Here is a 17224-nt window from a genome sequence, read left to right as displayed (position 1 = left end):
TGGCGCTTCAGGCCCCTTCCCATAGAGTCCGCAGCCGCTGGTAGCCCGCGCGGCTGATGGGGAGGGTCGTTCCGTCACGGAGGACCGCGTCCCGGTGCTCCTTGCTGTCCTGCTCGACCCGCACGAGGCGGTCGAGGTTCAGGATGTAGCTGCGGTGGATGCGGATGAACCGGTTCGGATCGAGTTGGGATTCGAGGCTGGCCAGGGTCTGCTGCTTGAGCAGGCTCCGGCCCTCGGTGCGGAGGAGCACGTAGTCGTCCTGGGCCTGGATCCAATCCAGGCGGTCGAGGTGGACCACCGTCACCTTCGGGCCGTCCTTCACCACGATGCGCTCCAGGGGCTTTCCCTGGCGCGCCGCCGCGGCGAGGTCCGTCGCGGACGGGGCGGGAGCCGCAGGCTGGGCCGCTTGCAAGGCCCGGGCCTTGGCCAGGGCCGCGTCGAAGCGCTCCTTCGAGAAGGGCTTCAGCAGGTAGTCCACCGCATGGGATTCGAAGGCGCGCATGGCGTGCTGGTCGTAGGCGGTGACGAAGACCACGGCGGGACGCTTTCCTTCCGCTTCCAGGAGCTCCAGCACTTCGAATCCGTCCAGCTTGGGCATCTGGATGTCGAGGAAGACGAGGTCGGGGTGATGCTCGGCCGCGGCCTTCAGGGCCTCGAAGCCGTTGGCGCATTCACCCACCACCTCCACGTCGGGGTGGGCGGCCAGATGCTCGCGCACGACGGAACGCGCGAGATCCTCATCGTCGATGATTAGGGCTTTCATGGCTCCATCTCCAAAGGAAAGACCAGCGTGACGCGGTGGAGGCCGTCCTGGGCCGTGGCTTCGAACCGAGCCCGGTTCCCGAAGCGGCCCAGCAGGCGCTGACGGACCTGGCGCAACCCGAGCCCCAGCCCCTGGGGGACCGGGGCGTCGGCATCCAGCGGATTATCCACCCTCAGCAGGACGTGCCCTTCCACCACCTCCGCGGCCACGGCCAGGGTGCCGCCCTCGGGCAGGGCCGCGATGCCGTGCTTGATGGCGTTCTCCACCAGCGGCTGCAGCAGCAGGGTGGGCAGGAGGGCGGGCTCGGTGGCGGGATCGATGCGCCAGTCGAGCTTCAGGCGGGTGCCGAAGCGGATCTGCTCGATGGCCAGGTAGGCCCGCGCCAAGTCGAGCTCCTCCCGCAGAGCCACCTGGCGGCGCTCTCCCAGGCCCAGGCTGCGGCGGAGGAAATCCGAAAGCAGCACGCACATCTCCCGCGCCCGGGCGGGATCCACGGCGGTCAGCGCCGACAGGGAATTCAGGCTGTTGAACAGGAAGTGGGGATTGAGCTGGGCCCGCAGGGCCTTCAGCTCCGACTCCTGGGCGAGGATCTGGAGCTCGGCGCCTTTCCGTTCAGCTTCCAGGGCGCGTTCCTGGGCCAGCATGAGGTAGCTGAGGGCCACGGAGGCCAGGTAGAGCAGGATGCCCAGGCCCGTGAGCACGGGCAGGGCGATGTCCACGTGGCGGGGCAGGGCGCCAAGGCCGGGGATCCAGGCCAGGACGCGAGCCAGCAGCCAGGCCAGCCCCGCCCAGATGCTGCCCATGAGCACGGCCGCCAGACCCCAGGCCGCCCCGTGGGAGCCCAGCGTCTCCACCCGCTGGCCGAGCGGGAGCGCCCGGCAGAGAAACCAGGCGGACAGGAAGAGGAAGGCCGCGATCAGGCAGAGGGGCAGGGCCAGGGCGGCGCCCTCCGCCCAGCTCCAGTTCTGGGTCCGGGCGATCCCCATCAGCAGCAGGGCGATGGGGGCCCACCCCAGGAGGTAGGCCCCCAGACGCGCCCGGTTGGCCAGGAGGGGATGCATCAGCTCTTGACCTCGGTCCCGCCGAAGAGGATCAATCCCGTGATCACCAGCCGGGGGCGGCCTTCCACGGGAGCGGGTCCGTGATGGGTGCCGTCGTTGAGGGCGCCGGCGATGGCTGTGGCGCGATGGACCACCTCCCACCCTTCCGGCACACGGATCTCCCCCCCGCCGAAGAGCACGAAGACATCGATGCGGGCCTGGCCGTTCTCGATGGCGGCCTGGCGGAGATCCACCTCGTAGCCACCGAAGATGGCCGTCAGCTCGCCCCCCTTGAAGGCCTGGGTGGCCACGCGCCGCTTGAAGCCGCCGAAGATGGCCGTGCCCTGGAGGAAGTCGTCGGAACGGGCCAGCTCGGGCGGGATGCCCCGGCTCTGCTTGAGGGCCTTGGTGACGATGAGGATGCCGAGGGCCACCACCAGCATGGGGCCAAGCGCATCCGCCAGGTGGCCGTGGCCGAAGGTGAAGAGCAGCAGGAAGGCGCCGCCCAGCACGAGGAACCATCCGCCCGTGCTGCTGCCCTGCCGGTCCTGGCGGATCTTGGCGATGCCCACGGCCACCAGCGCCAGCGGCCAGAGCTTGAAGAGGGTGTGGGCCTGGACGAGGCCCAGGTTGTCCAGGGTGAGCACGAGGCCCGCCACGATGATGGCGACGCCCAGCACCAGCTTGGGGCTGAACGGACTCGGCGTCCGGGTGTCGTCGGGGGCGTTCATGGGTTCACCTGCGTGGATCCGGAATCAGGATCACAGGAATCGGGCTCGGATGGCGACGGCCGGCGGCGCTTGCTGCGGGGCGGCGGGCTCCATTGGGGAAACAGGGCGCGGAGCGTGACGATGAGGCCGCCCCACACCAGGAAGACCGGCCACCAGCGCTCCAGGAGCCCCCAGGGGCCGAACTGGGAGATGAAACCCGCGACGGCGAAGCCCAGCCAGATGTGGCCGCGGAGGCTGAGGGGGCCATCCTGGGCCAGACGGGCGAGACCCACGGCGGCCACCGCCAGCGGCCACCAGGCCAGCAGGTGCCAGGCGTCGAACCAGTGGAGGCTGTCCACCAGGAGGATCACACCTGTCGCGATGACCACCAGGCCGAGGACCAATTTCACGGAAAAGACAGGGGGGCGTTCCTGGACGTTCATGGGTGGCGCTCCTTTCGGCCGGAACCCGCGGAAAAGCTGAAGGCGAGCGTGGGCAGCCACAGGGCCAACCACCACCAGGGGCTGTCGATGAACCATCCCAGCTGGATCATGGGCGCCTCCTTCCGCACGACCAAGCTACGGGCGTCCCGACAGGAAACCGGGCCGGGATCGGCGAACGGCGGGTGGGGATCGGCGAGTGGTCAAGCCCAGGCGATCGCCCCGCCCCGGCTGCGCTCCCGCCAGGCGTGGTCGAGGGCGGGACAGAGGTCCGGCGGGCACTCGAAGCGGAGGATGGCCGCGTCTCCCTCGAAGGTCTGGCCGGTCACGGAAGCGGCGGGGAAGGCTCCTAGCAGGGCGAAGGGTAGGTGGGCCTGGGCCGCGGGGACACGGATCTCTCCCTGGCGGAGGATCCGGACCTCCTCCCAGAGGCCCTGGGCCTCGGCTTCGGCCAAGGCGCCCTGGACGCCCTCTGTATAGGCCCGCACCAGACCGCCAGTGCCGAGCTTGGTCCCCCCGTACCAGCGGATGCAGACCGCGATGAGGTCGGTGGCCTCGGCTCCCTCCAGCACCGCCAGCATGGGTTTCCCGGCCGTGCCGGAAGGTTCGCCGTCATCATCGGCCCCGAAAGCTGCGACCGGGACGCCCTCCCGCCAGGCGCTGCAGTGATGCGTGGCGTCGAAGTCCCGCTTGCGAAGCGAAGCCAGCACGGCGGCCCGGGCTTCAGCATCCAAGGCGGGATGCAGCTCCGTGAGGAAGACCGAAGCATTCTCCCTGAAGCGATGGGTGGCGACCCCGGTCAGACGACGCATGGATCCAGCATGCGTGCGGCTGTGATGCGAATCAACAAAGGCGGCTCAATAACGACCATTCAGTCGTTTTTTACTTATAGTTGGAGTGGATCTTTTCGAGGAGACGGCATGACCACCGTCACGCGGCCCTTCACGCCCACGGTCCTGCAGCGCAGAACCCCCGTGCCCTCAGATCTGGACATCGCCCAGGCGGCGACCCTCAAGCCCATCAGCCAAGTGGCCGCGGAGCTGGGCCTCGAGGCGGACGAGCTGGAGCTCTACGGCCCCACCAAGGCCAAGGTGCGGCTGGAGGTGCTGGACCGCCTGCAGGGCCGTCCGGACGGCAAGTACATCGATGTCACCGCCATCACCCCGACGCCGCTGGGGGAAGGCAAGACCACGGTCACGGTGGGACTCAGCCAGGCTCTGGGGGCGCACCTGGGCCAGCGCGTGGTGACCTGCATCCGCCAGCCCAGCCAGGGCCCGACCTTCGGCATCAAGGGCGGAGCCGCCGGCGGCGGCTACAGCCAGGTGATCCCCATGGAGGACTTCAACCTCCACCTCACCGGGGACATCCACGCCATCACCGCGGCCCACAACCTGTGCGCCGCGGCCATCGACGCCCGCATCCTCCATGAGGCCGGCGCTTCGGACGAGCAGCTGTTCGAGCGGATCTTCCCGAAAGGAAAATCCGGAAGGAAGTTCCCGCGGTCGCTGCAGCTGCGCTGCGCGAGGCTGGGCATCACCAAGGGGAATCCCGACGATTTCACGCCGGAGGAGCGCTGTCGCGTCTGCCGGCTGGATCTGGACCCCGCCGCCATCACCTGGCGCCGCATCCTGGACACCAGCGACCGGTTCCTTCGGGGCGTGACCGTGGGGCGGGGCGAGGAGGAGCAGGGCTTCGCCCGGGAGACGGGCTTCGACATCTCCGTGGCCAGCGAGATCATGGCCGTCCTGGCCCTCACCACGGGCCTCCAGGACATGCGGCGCAGGCTGGGAAGCATGGTGGTGGGCCTTGATCGCCATGGGCTCGCGGTGACCACGGAGGATCTGGGCGTGGCCGGCGCCATGACCGTGCTCATGAAGGACGCGCTGAAGCCGAACCTCATGCAGACGCTGGAGGGCACGCCCGTGTTCGTGCATGCGGGCCCCTTTGCCAATATCGCCCACGGAAACAGCTCCATCCTGGCCGACCAGATCGCCCTCAAGCTGGCGGACTACGTGGTCACCGAATCGGGCTTCGGCTCTGACATGGGCATGGAGAAGTTCTTCGACATCAAGTGTCGCGTTTCCGGGTTGAAGCCTGACGCCGTGGTGCTGGTGGCCACCGTGCGCGCCCTCAAGATGCACGGCGGCGGGCCCAAGGTGGTGGCGGGGAAGCCCCTGGATCCGGTCTATGTGGATGAGAACCTGGACCTGCTCCGCCAGGGCCTGCCCAACCTGCTGCATCACATCCGCATCGCCCGGAAGTTCGGTGTGCCCGTGGTGGTGGCGGTGAACGGCTTCGCCACGGACAGCCCCGCGGAACTGGAACTGGTGCGCCGGGCCTCCCTGGAGAGCGGCGCGGAGGACGCGGTGGTCTGCCGGAACTGGGCCCTGGGCGGGGAAGGGGCCCTGGATCTAGGCCGGGCCGTCATGCGCGTCTGCGAGCGCCCCTCGGAGTTCCGTTTCCTCTACGGCGTGGACGAGCCCATCAAGCAGAAGATCGAAACCATCGCCACGGAGGTCTACGGCGCCGACGGCGTGGACTACGCACCGGAGGCCGAAGCGAAGATCGAGGCCTACACGCGGCTTGGCTACGACCGCCTGCCCATCTGCATGGCCAAGACCCACCTGAGCCTGAGCCATGATCCGGCCCTGAAGGGCGTCCCCACGGGCTTCCGCATCCCGGTGAGGGATGTCCGCCTCAGCGCCGGGGCCGGCTTCCTCTACCCATTGCTTGGCAAGATGGCCACCATGCCCGGCCTCCCCACGAGACCCGGCTTCTACGATGTGGACATCGATCCGGATACGGGCCGCGTCGTGGGGCTGTTCTGACCTTGCGCGTGGCCGGGAACGAAAACGGCTGCTGGTCGCATGAATCCTTCCTCCGGTACCGACCTCGGACCAGCTGATGGTCAGGTCGGCAAAGGAAGCCGGCAATAGCCTGTCGTGTCGTAAAATATTTATTAATATGTTTAATAACATCATTTGCTATGGGTATGGTCCCGAGGCTACCGGCCTCGATTGACTCAATCTTTTTTTTAATCGGGGGTGTTATCGCGGCCTTCCGCAGGGTCGAAAAGAAGGTTGACCACTTGCGAGGAGCGCCCGATGGGCCGCCTTGGAGCCTTCCGATCGACTTGCCGCCTGGGGCTCCTGCTGGCCCTGGCCGGTGGCTCGGAAGCCGTGGCCATGGCCCAGAGCACGAGCAGCGCCACCTGCACCGTCCGGATCCGTCCCCGCGAAGCGGCGGATTATGACCTTTCGACGGAAGTGACCATCCAGGGTGTGGTCGAAGGCTGGGAGGGCCGGTCGATCCGGATCCGCCTGGCGGCCGGAGTCCTGCGGGTGGACACCGGTGCGTGGAACACGTCAGGCCTGTTCGAAGCGGGAACGCCTCTCGAGGTCCTCGCCTCCAGGGGCGTGGTCGGGGGCCGTCAGCGGTTCCTCGCCCGTGAGATCCGCCATGCGGGGGGCGTCCTGATGATCCGGGACGCCCTCGGGGCGCCAATCCAGGCCGGGTCTCTCTAGATCAGTTGTAGGCCACGGTCACGCTGAAGGTTCCGGTGTAGTCGCCGTCGGGTTGATTGGCGGGCACGTTCAGCGTGCCGCCCACGCTCAGCGTCTGCCGTCCGGTGGGGTCCAGGCGGCCCGTCGGGCCCGGAGAGCTCGTGAAGCCCGTCACTGTGAGAGTCCCATCCGGAGAGCTGAGGACGACACTGCCCGGGAGGGTGATGGCGTAGGTGGCGTTGGCGGCTCCGGTCACGGAGAAGGTGGCGGGTCCGGCCGGCAACTGGGAACCCAGGCTCACGCCACCCGTCGTGCTGAGCGTGCCGGCGGGACTGAGCACCACGGTTCCCGGAGCCGGGCTGGTGAAGACCGCCCCGAACCGCAGCCCCGTGAGCTCCGTGAGGCTGATGACCGGCGCGACCTGGATCTGCACCGAGAAGGTCATGGGGGTGACGGCTCCCTTGAAGGGGTCCATCACATTCAGGGTGTAGCTGCCGGTGTAGGTTCCCGCCGGCGTGGTGGCGCTCGAGCCGACCGTGACGGTAGCCCCCAGGTAGTAGTAGCCCGTGGTGCCCGTGGAAGGGAAGGTGCCGCTGGTGGCGGGCTGGCAGTCCACGGCCGTGACGACCACCGTTGCCCCGCCCGGTCCCACAAGGGGGAAGGGCACCGGACTGCCCGCCGAGGCGAACCAGCTGTCGCCCACCTTGCCGGACAGGGTGAAGCTGCCCAGGCTGACGCCAGCGGAGGACCCCAGGGCGGCGCCGCCCGAGGCGCTCCGGTTCCCGGATGGCGAGGCAAGCACCACCGTCCCCCCGAAGGCGCTGGGGACGACATAGCCCAGCGAGATGTCCGAGTACTTGTTGATGACCGGCACCCAGGCCTGGCCGAGGGCGGGGAGCGTAGCGATGGCCAGGGCCGCGAGGAAGAATCGTCGGGAGAGCGCCGAGAGGGCGGAGAAGCTCATGGTTGATCTTCTTTCCGGCCGTCCTGCCCCGGAAGGAGCGGGTTGGAGCGGTCTGGGGTGAGCAGGAGATCGAGGCCGTCCACAACCGTGCCCTCGGAGGTCACGACCACGGGGATGGGCGGCAGTTTCGAGAGCCCGAGACGCCGGATCTCGGCGTCAGGCACCCGGAGCTGGTAGGTTCCGGGCGGGACGTCGGACAGGGTGTAGAAACCGTCGAAGGCCGTCCGGGTGGTCTTGATGGATTCGCCCTGGCTGTCCACGAGCTCCAGGAGCAGGCCGGGAAGCTCTCCGGAGGCGCCATCACGCTTCAGGTAGGCCGTCCCCGTGACCTCGCCGAACAGCACCACGGGGACCTCGAGCTGCGCCACATGGCCCTGGCGCGGGGTGACGCGCAGGCCCTGGCCTTGGGGCCGCATGAACGGGTCCTCGAGGGTGGTGGAGTTGGCGGACAGGTTGGCGTCGAGATCGCCGGAGAGATTGGTGAGGAAGGCTACGCCCTTCGTGTCCGTGTTGCCTGGCTGCGAGGCGCCGTTCGCCAGGAATCCGACGCCCTGGAGGGGCTTCTCGTCGCCATCCATCACGCCGTTTCCGTTGGCATCCAGGAAGGCGCGGGCGGAAACAGCGCCATGGCCGGCGATGCTCTGCGCCTGCGTATGGATCCGGCCGTTCCGGGGCTCCCGGGCCAGGCCCACGCGGAAGGTGAGGTCCAGGGACAGGCGGCTGCGGGTGGAGTAGCCCAGTTCCACGCTGAGGGCATAGGCGCCCTGGGTCTTGTAGGCCCCGAGCTGCACCAGGGTGTCGTTGGAGGCCACCGAATGCGTGAGCCCGCCCCGGAGGTTGAAGGGGATGAAGACCGGCGTTTCCACGAAGGTGGACAGGGCGTTCAGGCGCCGGGCGCCGCCGCTCAGTTGATAGTTCGCCTGCGCCCGCAGCGAGAAGGTCCGGAAGAACTTGCTGGCCAGAAAGTCCCCGATGGTGGTGGCGGGGAAGGGCGTCACCGTGTCCAGGCCCCTGGTAAGGGTGATCTCGTTGGAGAGGAAGTACCCCTGGAAGGAGGTGGAGACGCGGTTGTAGAGGCGATCGATGCTGCCGCCCGCCACGAGCCGGTCCCGGGCGGCGCCGAGGTCGAGCGTGACGAGGCTGCGCTCCAGGCTGGGCAGCAGGGAGGACGTCTCCAGGCCGCTGCGGCTCCGGATCGGGCCGTAGATGGGCCGGAACACTTCGCTGGAGAAGCCATCCTGGAGCTCCGCATGCTTGACCGTGAGGCTGGTGGAGCCCAGGCGGCTCCGAAGGCCCAGCTGGGCGACGCTGCCTCCAAGCTGGTCGCTGACGGCGCTGAAGGACGCCGACAGAGGCTTCCAGAAGCCTTGGAGATCGATCCCGCGGTAGGCGTGATGGCGCCCGTCCAGATCCAGACCGGACAAGGAGAACCCGGCCGTGAACTGCCGGGAGATCCCGTAGCGCCCTTCGACCTGCCCGCGCTTTCCAGCCTGGCGGGGATCCACGCCCACCAGCCGGTACTGGAACTCACCTTCCGGGGTCTGGTTCTCGCTCACATCGAAGCGCACGACTTCCTCACGGCGCTGGCCCTGGGGGCCATAGAACACCAGGCGGAAATCGTTCCAGCCGAAGTAGAGCGGCACGTTCAGGAATTCATAGCGGCCATCGGGGCGGGAGGCCTGGAAACCCAGGAGAGCCTGGTTCCGGTAGAGCTCCACCTGCCAGCCCGGCGACAGGTTCCCCTGGAAGGAATGACGGTCGAAGGCGTTTTCCCGCTGGAGCGGATAGTTGGTGAGCAGGGCTCCCGTGCCGGCCATGGGCAGGGTGAGCAGGTTCAGGCCCGGATCGAGCACCTCCCCGAAGGCGAACTCCGTCGCCCTGAGCGGGCCGAGTAGGCCCGCGTGGGGGTCGCGGCGGCCCATGGCCATCCGGAACTCCGAGAGGCCGCTCACCGTATCGAGAATCGCGTAGAGGTTCGAAGACAGCCCAAGGAAGTCCCCCGCGGCGAACGTGGTGCTCTGGGCCCGGACGTGCCGATCCGCATCGGGCGACGTCTGGGCGGTCAGGCGCAGGGTCTCGTCCACCATCGGAATTTCGAGGACGCGATAGGGGTCCGGCGATCGCGGAAAGACCTTCGGGCCTTCCGAGGGACGGAACCGGCCGACCATGCGCTCCCGCTTCCAGCGCTCCTGGATGGGGAGGGGCTCGCGAGGCGACACGGTGATGGATGAGCTGCGGAGGACGACCTGGAAATCCAGGGGCAGCCACGTGGCGAGGAGACGCGTATCCACGTAGATGTCATCCGCGTGGAGTTCTATCAAGGACCGATTGAGCGGCAGGCTGCGGCCCGCCACCACCACCGTTCCCGCCACGACGTCGAGACTGAAGCGGCGCTTCTCGTCGATGAAGAAGCCCGAGGCCCGTCCGCGGTTGGGGTCGACCTCGATGGCCAGGTCCAGCAGGCGACACAGCTCCCCCAGGGGCACCAGCACGCCGTCCTTCACGGGAAATCCAGGGAAGGTGCTGCTGACCGTCGCCTGGTCCAGGCGCAGGGCGAAGAGGAAGACCTCCTCCTCGGAGCGGTTCACGAGCATCCCCGGCAGGGCGGAGGCGTCCGCGGGAGCCAGACCTCCGGCATGCAGCAGCGCCGCCACTCCCATGAGGGCCGGGCCCAGGAGGGCCTTGCGGACGGCGAAGCGGCCCATTCAGGGGGTCGTCATGACGGTTTCCGCGAACAGGCGGCCGCCATCCAGAATGGGCTGGGAGTAGGTGATGCGGATCCGGCTGCCGGCAGGTACGAATCGCCCGCCGCGGATGGGCAGGGCGACGGTCCGCCCGGAATTCGGGGTGTACACAGCCAAGCCCGAGGCCTCCGCCAGGACTTCCGGGGCTCCGATGGCTGGGAGAAGCGTGGCCTTGAGGTCGCCGTAGACCGATTGGTTGCCGTCGCGGTTCAAGCGGAAGCTCAGCACGCCCCTCTTGGCATCGCAGGCGGGCGCGGTGATGGAGACGCTGGCGGACGTCTTGCCGTGCCGCACGATGAGGGGAATGGCGATTCCGTAGACCGGCGTGAGCTTGATGGCGATTCCCTTGGGCGCCTCCGCCCCGGACTGGGGCGCAGGCGCGTCGGGGGGCACCGCGCGGAAAGTCATGTGCAGTCGGTATTCGCCCTCGGGCAACTGGGCCGGCTTGCGCACCTGGATCCGCACGGTCTGGGATTCCCTGGGGTCCAGGGTCACCTGCCGGGGGGAGAAGCGGAAGAGCGACCGGAGGTTCTCGGTGCCCGGGTCGAACGGCAGCTCCTTGATGCCGCCCGTCTCGTCCATCTCCATGCGCACGAGGGAGATCCGGAAGGTGGCTCGGGACTGCCCGATGTTCGAGAGGTTCAGCTCGGCGCTCCGCTTGCGCTCCTCGAACACCACCCGGGTCGGGGCGACCAGGAGATCACCGATGCCCCCGTCGGCGGGAGGCGGGGGCGCCTGGGCCGGAAGGCCGAGCGCGAGCAGACCGAGGAGCAGGCAGGCGATGGCCTGGGAGCGGAGACGGAGCATGAGACCTCAAGTACGGAGAAAACCCAGGGCGCGGGTACGCCCTGGGTGGACCAGTGGATCAGCGGGCCTCAGTTATAGGCGACCGTGACATTGAAGGTGCCGGTGTAGTCGCCATCCATCTGGTTGGCGCCGAGGGTCAGGGTGGCGCCCACCGTGAAGGTCTGCGTGGCGCCCGCAGTGTTGGGGATCAGACCCGTGGGCGTGGCGGTGGGGGTGCCGTTGTTGACCGAAGCGGTGAACTTGCTCACGAGCATGGCGGCACCGGGGCCCGACAGCGTCACGGTGCCGTCGGCGGGAAGAGTGATGGCATAGGAGGCGTTGCGCTTGCCGCCCACGGTGAAGGCTGCGGGACTGACGGTGCCGGTGGTGGCCAGGGCCGGCCCCCCCGTGGTCCGGGTGGTGCTCTTGGGGTCCAGCGTCACAGTCCCGCCGGTAGGATCCGCGAAGATGTCGCCGAAGCTGAGATCAGTGTTCTTGTTTAGAGTGATGGGCACGTAGATCCGGGCCGTAGCGGTTGCGGTGGCGTTGTCGAGCGCGAAAGCGGCCGGCGCGGCCAGAAGAAGGGCGCCCGCGAGGATACGGGAGAACGTGTGCATAGGTGGCTCCTTGAGGTGTTTGGAAGGGCGGACGTGAACGAGGATGCCCCGTGGCTTCCTCATCTCAGACCCGAGGCATTTCTGTTAGGGTTGCATAAATAAATCGTGAATATTCATGGGAAATTTATACTGAGTGCGGTAATTGCCCAAGAGACTCGATGCCCGGCAAATTCCTTCCTGGGCGGCCGCACGAATGGGCTATGCGTGCCTGCCAGCATCCGAGCCAGTGGGATTCAGACGATGGATCCACCTGGAGTGCCGGGGGCGGCGCCACGCGCGGCACCACGCGCGAACCTAGGCGTAGTGCGCCATCGAGAGGGAGGGCGCGGGGTTGGCTCGGGGGTGGGCGAACACGTCATATCCGGCTTGACGGCCGGCTGTGCCCCCCACCTGAGTTTTGGTCGAAAGCCAACGGGTGCCGGGACACCAGGTATCCCGACACCCGCGAGGTGTCTTCGGTCGTTCCGGAATGGATCAGGCCATGGCGCCGATGATGGCGTTCAAGGTAGCGCTGGGCCGCATGGCGGCGGAGGTCTTGGCGTGGTCGGGGTGGTAGTAGCCGCCCATGTCCACCGGCTTCCCCTGGGCCGCGATCAACTCCTCATTGATCTTGGCCTCGCTATCCCCGAGCTGCTTCGCCACCTTGGCGAAGCGGGCCTGGAGCTCGGCATCCTTTGTCTGGGCGGCCAGGGCCTGGGCCCAGTAGAGGGCCAGGTAGAAGTGGCTGCCGCGGTTGTCGATCTGACCCACCTTGCGGGCAGGGGACTTGTCGTTGTCGAGGAACTTGGCGATGGCCTGATCCAGCGTTTCCGCCAGTACGCCGGCCTTGGCGTTCTTGAATGCGTTGGCCACGTGCTCCAGGGAGGCGCAGAAGGCCGAGAACTCGCCCAGGGAATCCCAGCGGAGGTAGCCCTCCTTCTGGAACTGCTGGACGTGCTTGGGCGCGGAGCCACCCGCGCCGGTCTCGAAGAGGCCGCCACCGCCCAGCAGGGGCACGATGGAGAGCATCTTGGCGCTGGTGCCCAACTCGATGATGGGGAAGAGATCCGTGAGGTAGTCGCGCAGGACGTTGCCGGTGACACTGATGGTGTCGAGGCCCTTGCGGATGCGCTCGCAGGAGACCTTCATGGCCTCGTCCGGGGACAGGATGCGGATGTCCAGGCCCTTGGTGTCGTGGTTCTTGAGGTAGGTCTCCACCTTGGCGATCATCTGGGCGTCGTGGGCGCGGGCCTTGTCCAGCCAGAAGATGGCGGGCGCGCCGGTGAGGCGGGCGCGGGTGACCGCCAGCTTGACCCAGTCCTGGATGGGGGCGTCCTTGGCCTGACAGCCGCGGAAGATGTCGCCTTCCTCGACCTTCTGGGAGAGCAGGGTGGCGCCGGACTCGTCCACGATGCGGATGGTCCCGGCGGCCGGGGCGAAGAAGGTCTTGTCGTGGGAACCGTACTCCTCGGCCTTCTGCGCCATGAGGCCCACGTTGGGCACGCTGCCGATGGTGGCGGGATCGAAGGCGCCGTGCTTCTGGCAGTCCTCAATGATGGTCTTGTACATCGTGGCGTAGCAGCGGTCCGGGATCATGGCCAGGGTGTCGTGGAGCTTGCCGTCGGCGCCCCACATCTTGCCGGCGTCGCGCACCACCACGGGCATGGAGGCGTCCACGATGACGTCGTTGGGCACGTGCAGGTTCGTGATGCCCTTGTCCGAGTCCACCATTGCCAGGGCCGGGTGGGTGGCGTAGACCGCCTGGATGTCTGCCTCGATGGCCGCGCGCTGGGCCTCGGGCAGGGCCTGGATCTTGGCGTAGACATCACCCAGCCCATTGGCGGTGTTCACGCCGAGTTCGCGCAGGGTCGCGTTGTGCTTCTCGAAGACCGGCTGGTAGAAGACGGACACGGCGTGGCCGAACATGACGGGATCCGAGATCTTCATCATGGTGGCCTTCAGGTGCAGGGAGAGCAGGAGGCCGTCCCGCTTGGCCGCGTCGATCTGCTCGGCATAGAAGGCGCGGAGGGCCTTCACGTTCATGACGGAGGCGTCGAGGACCTCGCCGGCCTGGAGGGGCAGCTTGTCCTTGAGGACTTTCACGGCCCCATCCGCGCCCACGAACTCGATGCGGGCGGTCGTGGCCTTGGCGAGGGTGGTGGAGGTTTCGCTGCCGAAGAAGTCGCCGCTGGCCATGTGGGCCACGCGGGCCTTGGAGTCCGGCGCCCACGGGGCCATCTTGTGCGGGTGCTTCTTGGCGTAGTTCTTCACGGACAGCGGAGCCCGGCGATCGGAGTTGCCCTCGCGGAGCACGGGATTCACGGCGCTGCCCAGCACCTTGGCGTAGCGGGCCTGGATGGCCTTCTCCACTTCCTCGGTGGGCTGTTCCGGGTAGTCCGGCACGTTGAAGCCCTGGGACTGGAGCTCCTTGATGGCGGCCTTGAGCTGCGGGATGGAGGCGCTGATGTTGGGGAGCTTGATGATGTTGGCTTCGGGCTTCAGGGCCAGGGCGCCGAGGGCGGCCAGGTTGTCGGGGACGCGCTGGGCCGGGGTCAGGTTCTCGGGGAAGTTGGCCAGGATGCGGCCCGCCAGGGAGATGTCGGAGGTCTCGACGGAGATCCCGGTGCCCTTGGTGAAGGCCTGGATGATCGGCAGCAGGGAATAGGTCGCCAGAGCGGGCGCCTCGTCGATCTCCGTCCAGATGATCTTCTGCGTGGTCATGGGCTCTCCTTATGGGCGTTTACGGCAGCGCCGGGGCCTGGACCCCCGCTGTTCCGGCTCAGGGCATTCAAGGCAGGCTCCCACGGGGAATGCCCGCCATCAAGCGGGTTTCCCTGTGGGAACGGGGATTTGGGACTTCCGTCACTCCGGTCCTGGGCAGGCCCCTCAGCCCACCACCGGCATGGCAGCTCCGGAGGCCGCCTTCACGCCGCCCGGCGTGAAGGCGAAGTCCATGCGGCCGAGGTTCACGCCGCCGAAGCCGACCTGGAACACGAGGGTCTCTCCCTGGGCCTGCTTCACCTTCACCGGCGCTTCCAGGAAGGTGTGGCTGTGGCCGCCGATGATGGCGTCGATGCCCGCCACCTGGCCGGGCAGGCGCAGGTCGTCATGGGCGGCGTCCTTCACGTCGTAGCCCAGGTGGGAGAGGACCACCACCAGATCCACCTTCTCGACTTCCCGGAGCCGCTTCACCACCGGCTTCAGGCTCTCGTAGGGATCCCTCCAGACGACGCCCTCGTGGTTCTTCGGGGCCACGAGGCCCGCAAAGGCCACGCCCACGCCCGTGATGCCTACCTTCACGCCCGGGAACTGCCGGACCATGTAGGGACGGATCCGCTTGGCCAGCTCGGGGGCGCCCTGGCAGTCGAAGTTGCAGTTCAGGAAGGCGAAGGGCGGGTTCTTGTGTTGGAGCTTCTCCATGGATGCCATGGCCTCCACCAGCATTCCCACGCCGTTGTCGAAGTCGTGGTTGCCCAGGGTGGTGGCGTCGTACCCGATCATCCGCATGAGCTGGTAGTCGAGCCGGCCCTTGTAGCGGTTGAAGTAGGGCGTGCCCTGGAAGGTGTCGCCGGCGTCCAGCAGCAGGACCGGCCCCAGCTGGGCCCGGAGCTGCTTCACGAGGGTGGCGCGGCGGGCCATGCCGCCCTTGCCGCTGATGGCGCCATTGCCGGGGCCGAAGGGCTCGATGCGCGAGTGGGTGTCGTTGGTGTGCAGCAGGGTGATGCGACCCGCAATCGGAGCTTCCGTGGCCTTCAGGGGCACCCGGGAGGCGACGGCGGCGGCACCGAGGGAGGCGATGAAATGGCGGCGGTCCATGGGCATTCCTAGAGCTTGAACGTCTTGTCGCGGATGGCTTCCAGGATCGGCACGGGCACGGTGTAGCGCCCCGGAGCGGGCGGCAGCAGGTCTTTGCCCGCCTTGCCCAGGGCGGCGCACTGGTCCAGGAGCATCTGCCGCAGGGTGACGCCCGTGGTGAACGGCTTCCGGCCCTTCTTCAGGGTGGGGATGGAGTCGCCGCCCCCGTAGAGGTAGTCCGTGGTGGCGACCTTCACCACAGCCGCGGGATCGATGGGGCTGCCGTCCTCCCAGGTGACGACGAGGGTGGCCTGCTGGGGCGTGCCCTCGACCTTCACCTTCACGCCGGAGCAGGGCTCGCCACCGCGGCGGAGCAGGCCCTCCTTCACCACCTGGATGACTTCGGCGCCAGTGAGCTCGATGACGATCAGCTCGTTCTCGAAGGGCATCAGCTCGAAGATGTCCCCGACCTTGAGCTGGCCGGGACGCAGGTTGGCCCGCAGCCCGCCCGCGTTGGTGATGGCGAAGCGCACCGGAGTGCCCACCAGGGGCTGGGCCGCCTGGCGCATGACGTCGGAGACCCAGTAGCCCAGCAGGTTCTCCTCGCCCCGCCTTCCGCGGAACACGCCCTGGGGTGCCTGCACCAGCGGCTGGCCGAAGCTGGCCCGGATCTCCTCCGCCAGGGGCGCGATGACCTTCTGGATCTCGGGGTCATCCGGGATTGCTTCAGTGACGGGGATGACTTCGGCCTTGGCGCTCGGCGGCTGGGCCGCCAGGGGAGCGGCAAGCAGGAGGGCGACCAGGGCGCTAGCTGGCGATGGCTTCACGGGACAGGTCCTTCAGGGCGGCGCGGTCGGTGCGCACGGCGGCATCATGGGCCCAGAACAGGGCGGTGGCGCGCAGCAGCCAGCCCATCAGCCAGCCGTTGAGCAGGGTGACGGCCAGCTGCAGGGCGAGGAACAGGCCGACGCGGAAGGGGGTTCCGCCTCCCATCCGCCAGGCCAGGATCAGCACCAGGAAGGGCAGCAGCGACCTCAGGGCCGCGCCGCCAAGGGAGAGGAGGCTCCACTGGACGGGGTGCGTCCAGAGCCGCAGGAAAGAGTCGCTCAGGTGGGCGCGGTAGCCGCGGGTCGGGCCGGCCGCGCGCCCCAGGCGGCAGAACCACCACTGGAGGTTCAGGGCCGCCACCGCCGTCATCCAGAGCAGGGGGCGGCCGAAGAAGGTGATCCAGCCCAGACCGTCGATTCCGAGGCCTCCGAGCCAGGTCAGGACGACATCCCCGAGCCAAGTCAGGAGGCCCACCGGAAGGAACCCGATGAGGACCGTGTCCAGCGCGCCCAGCAGCCAGGAGCCCAGGCGGGCCTTCAACCCCACCCGCTCCGCCTGCATGCGCCAGCCGCACCACAGAACGATCACGAGTCCCAGGCCGAAGAGGTGCACTGTCGGGGAATTCGCCAGGCGATGCTGAAGTCCGCCGTTCTCCCACAGCTCCCAGACGTCGCGGGCGCTGATGCGCTCGCCCCAGTGGCTGGGCAGGGCGCTCCAGCCCGCGGCCCGGCGCAGGTGGCCGGCCCAGCCCAGCACGGGACCCAGGAGCACCAGCAGCCACCCGATCATGAGGCCCCAGCCCCAGCGGCTGAAGCCGCCGCGCAGGGCGGGGCGGAGGAAGCGCCAGGGATCCCTGGGCGCAAGCGCATCCTCGGTGTGGATGGTGGTGGGGCGATCCTCGGTCATGGCCGTCCGCAAGCAATCCTTCATCAAACCACACTTGACAGGGCCCGCGTGGATGGGGTTACATCGGTTCCATGACGCTGTCCTCCCTGTCCCTTCGCCAGGGCTCCCTTCACGGGGCCTGGTGGTGGCGTGCGGGCTCGGACGGCTCC

General features: G+C 68.1%; 15 protein-coding genes. 2 read left to right on the top strand and 13 right to left on the bottom strand.

The window, feature by feature from the left end; translation table 11 throughout:
- Positions 1-7 precede the first annotated feature (7 nt).
- The 5 genes from MLE64_RS02835 to MLE64_RS02815 all read right to left on the bottom strand — a co-directional run bounded on the left by MLE64_RS02835 (position 8) and on the right by MLE64_RS02815 (position 3765).
- Complete coding sequence (locus MLE64_RS02835; RefSeq protein WP_243315641.1) at positions 8-763, bottom strand: LytR/AlgR family response regulator transcription factor; 756 nt, start codon at positions 761-763, stop codon at positions 8-10.
- Positions 760-1824 carry a sensor histidine kinase gene (locus MLE64_RS02830; RefSeq protein ID WP_243315640.1) on the bottom strand — a complete coding sequence of 355 codons (1065 nt, stop codon included), beginning with the start codon at positions 1822-1824 and terminating at the stop codon, positions 760-762. The genes MLE64_RS02835 and MLE64_RS02830 overlap by 4 nt, the downstream gene beginning before the upstream one ends.
- Positions 1824-2534, bottom strand: coding sequence for a LiaF transmembrane domain-containing protein (locus MLE64_RS02825; protein ID WP_243315638.1), 711 nt, complete (start codon positions 2532-2534; stop codon positions 1824-1826). The genes MLE64_RS02830 and MLE64_RS02825 overlap by 1 nt, the downstream gene beginning before the upstream one ends.
- Positions 2531-2956, bottom strand: a complete 426-nt coding sequence (locus tag MLE64_RS02820; RefSeq protein WP_243315636.1) for a LiaI-LiaF-like domain-containing protein — start codon at positions 2954-2956, stop codon at positions 2531-2533. The genes MLE64_RS02825 and MLE64_RS02820 overlap by 4 nt, the downstream gene beginning before the upstream one ends.
- 200 nt (positions 2957-3156) lie before the next feature.
- Entirely contained in the window at positions 3157-3765 is a 609-nt protein-coding gene (locus MLE64_RS02815; RefSeq protein WP_243315634.1) for a YigZ family protein, read from the bottom strand.
- 108 nt (positions 3766-3873) lie between these two features.
- Here MLE64_RS02815 and MLE64_RS02810 point away from each other — a divergent pair, with 108 nt between their 5' ends.
- Both MLE64_RS02810 and MLE64_RS02805 read left to right on the top strand, forming a co-directional pair.
- Positions 3874-5781, top strand: coding sequence for a formate--tetrahydrofolate ligase (locus tag MLE64_RS02810; RefSeq protein WP_243315632.1), 1908 nt, complete (start codon positions 3874-3876; stop codon positions 5779-5781).
- A 276-nt stretch (positions 5782-6057) separates the two neighbouring features.
- Positions 6058-6477: a hypothetical protein gene (locus MLE64_RS02805; RefSeq protein ID WP_243315630.1), complete on the top strand. Its 420-nt coding sequence runs from the start codon at positions 6058-6060 to the stop codon at positions 6475-6477.
- Position 6478: 1 nt separating this feature from the next.
- Here the strand turns inward: MLE64_RS02805 and MLE64_RS02800 are convergent, their stop codons facing one another.
- The 8 genes from MLE64_RS02800 to MLE64_RS02765 all read right to left on the bottom strand — a co-directional run bounded on the left by MLE64_RS02800 (position 6479) and on the right by MLE64_RS02765 (position 17075).
- Complete coding sequence (locus MLE64_RS02800; protein WP_243315628.1) at positions 6479-7420, bottom strand: DUF4402 domain-containing protein; 942 nt, start codon at positions 7418-7420, stop codon at positions 6479-6481.
- Positions 7417-10125, bottom strand: coding sequence for a carboxypeptidase-like regulatory domain-containing protein (locus MLE64_RS02795; protein ID WP_243315626.1), 2709 nt, complete (start codon positions 10123-10125; stop codon positions 7417-7419). The genes MLE64_RS02800 and MLE64_RS02795 overlap by 4 nt, the downstream gene beginning before the upstream one ends.
- The gene (locus MLE64_RS02790) at positions 10126-10971 is read right to left on the bottom strand and encodes a fimbrial biogenesis chaperone (RefSeq protein WP_243315623.1); all 846 of its coding nucleotides are present in this window, start codon (positions 10969-10971) and stop codon (positions 10126-10128) included.
- Between the two features lie 68 nt (positions 10972-11039).
- A complete protein-coding gene (locus MLE64_RS02785; protein WP_243315621.1) occupies positions 11040-11567 on the bottom strand; it encodes a DUF4402 domain-containing protein in 528 nt (175 codons plus the stop codon).
- A gap of 474 nt (positions 11568-12041) precedes the next feature.
- Positions 12042-14267 carry an NADP-dependent isocitrate dehydrogenase gene (locus tag MLE64_RS02780; protein ID WP_243315619.1) on the bottom strand — a complete coding sequence of 742 codons (2226 nt, stop codon included), beginning with the start codon at positions 14265-14267 and terminating at the stop codon, positions 12042-12044.
- Between the two features lie 165 nt (positions 14268-14432).
- Positions 14433-15362, bottom strand: coding sequence for a bifunctional metallophosphatase/5'-nucleotidase (locus MLE64_RS02775; protein ID WP_243315602.1), 930 nt, complete (start codon positions 15360-15362; stop codon positions 14433-14435).
- A gap of 8 nt (positions 15363-15370) precedes the next feature.
- Positions 15371-16168, bottom strand: a complete 798-nt coding sequence (locus MLE64_RS02770; protein WP_243315600.1) for a 5'-nucleotidase C-terminal domain-containing protein — start codon at positions 16166-16168, stop codon at positions 15371-15373.
- On the bottom strand, positions 16149-17075 hold the full coding sequence (locus MLE64_RS02765; RefSeq protein WP_243315597.1) for a hypothetical protein: 927 nt from the start codon (positions 17073-17075) through the stop codon (positions 16149-16151). The genes MLE64_RS02770 and MLE64_RS02765 overlap by 20 nt, the downstream gene beginning before the upstream one ends.
- Positions 17076-17224: the final 149 nt, after the last annotated feature.

Source organism: Geothrix paludis (assembly GCF_022808815.1).
In the GTDB taxonomy this organism is placed as follows: Bacteria; Acidobacteriota; Holophagae; order Holophagales; family Holophagaceae; genus Geothrix; species Geothrix paludis.
Note: the sequence above shows the minus strand (reverse complement) of the source record. Positions and strands in the feature narration are given on the sequence as shown.

What these genes read in the sequence shown, in the direction of transcription:
- MLE64_RS02835 (WP_243315641.1), bottom strand. Translation starts at nt 763, where the DNA reads ATGAAAGCCCTAATCATCGACGATGAGGATCTCGCGCGTTCCGTCGTG.
- MLE64_RS02830 (WP_243315640.1), bottom strand. Translation starts at nt 1,824, where the DNA reads ATGCATCCCCTCCTGGCCAACCGGGCGCGTCTGGGGGCCTACCTCCTG.
- MLE64_RS02825 (WP_243315638.1), bottom strand. Translation starts at nt 2,534, where the DNA reads ATGAACGCCCCCGACGACACCCGGACGCCGAGTCCGTTCAGCCCCAAG.
- MLE64_RS02820 (WP_243315636.1), bottom strand. Translation starts at nt 2,956, where the DNA reads ATGAACGTCCAGGAACGCCCCCCTGTCTTTTCCGTGAAATTGGTCCTC.
- MLE64_RS02815 (WP_243315634.1), bottom strand. Translation starts at nt 3,765, where the DNA reads ATGCGTCGTCTGACCGGGGTCGCCACCCATCGCTTCAGGGAGAATGCT.
- MLE64_RS02810 (WP_243315632.1), top strand. Translation starts at nt 3,874, where the DNA reads ATGACCACCGTCACGCGGCCCTTCACGCCCACGGTCCTGCAGCGCAGA.
- MLE64_RS02805 (WP_243315630.1), top strand. Translation starts at nt 6,058, where the DNA reads ATGGGCCGCCTTGGAGCCTTCCGATCGACTTGCCGCCTGGGGCTCCTG.
- MLE64_RS02800 (WP_243315628.1), bottom strand. Translation starts at nt 7,420, where the DNA reads ATGAGCTTCTCCGCCCTCTCGGCGCTCTCCCGACGATTCTTCCTCGCG.
- MLE64_RS02795 (WP_243315626.1), bottom strand. Translation starts at nt 10,125, where the DNA reads ATGGGCCGCTTCGCCGTCCGCAAGGCCCTCCTGGGCCCGGCCCTCATG.
- MLE64_RS02790 (WP_243315623.1), bottom strand. Translation starts at nt 10,971, where the DNA reads ATGCTCCGTCTCCGCTCCCAGGCCATCGCCTGCCTGCTCCTCGGTCTG.
- MLE64_RS02785 (WP_243315621.1), bottom strand. Translation starts at nt 11,567, where the DNA reads ATGCACACGTTCTCCCGTATCCTCGCGGGCGCCCTTCTTCTGGCCGCG.
- MLE64_RS02780 (WP_243315619.1), bottom strand. Translation starts at nt 14,267, where the DNA reads ATGACCACGCAGAAGATCATCTGGACGGAGATCGACGAGGCGCCCGCT.
- MLE64_RS02775 (WP_243315602.1), bottom strand. Translation starts at nt 15,362, where the DNA reads ATGGACCGCCGCCATTTCATCGCCTCCCTCGGTGCCGCCGCCGTCGCC.
- MLE64_RS02765 (WP_243315597.1), bottom strand. Translation starts at nt 17,075, where the DNA reads ATGACCGAGGATCGCCCCACCACCATCCACACCGAGGATGCGCTTGCG.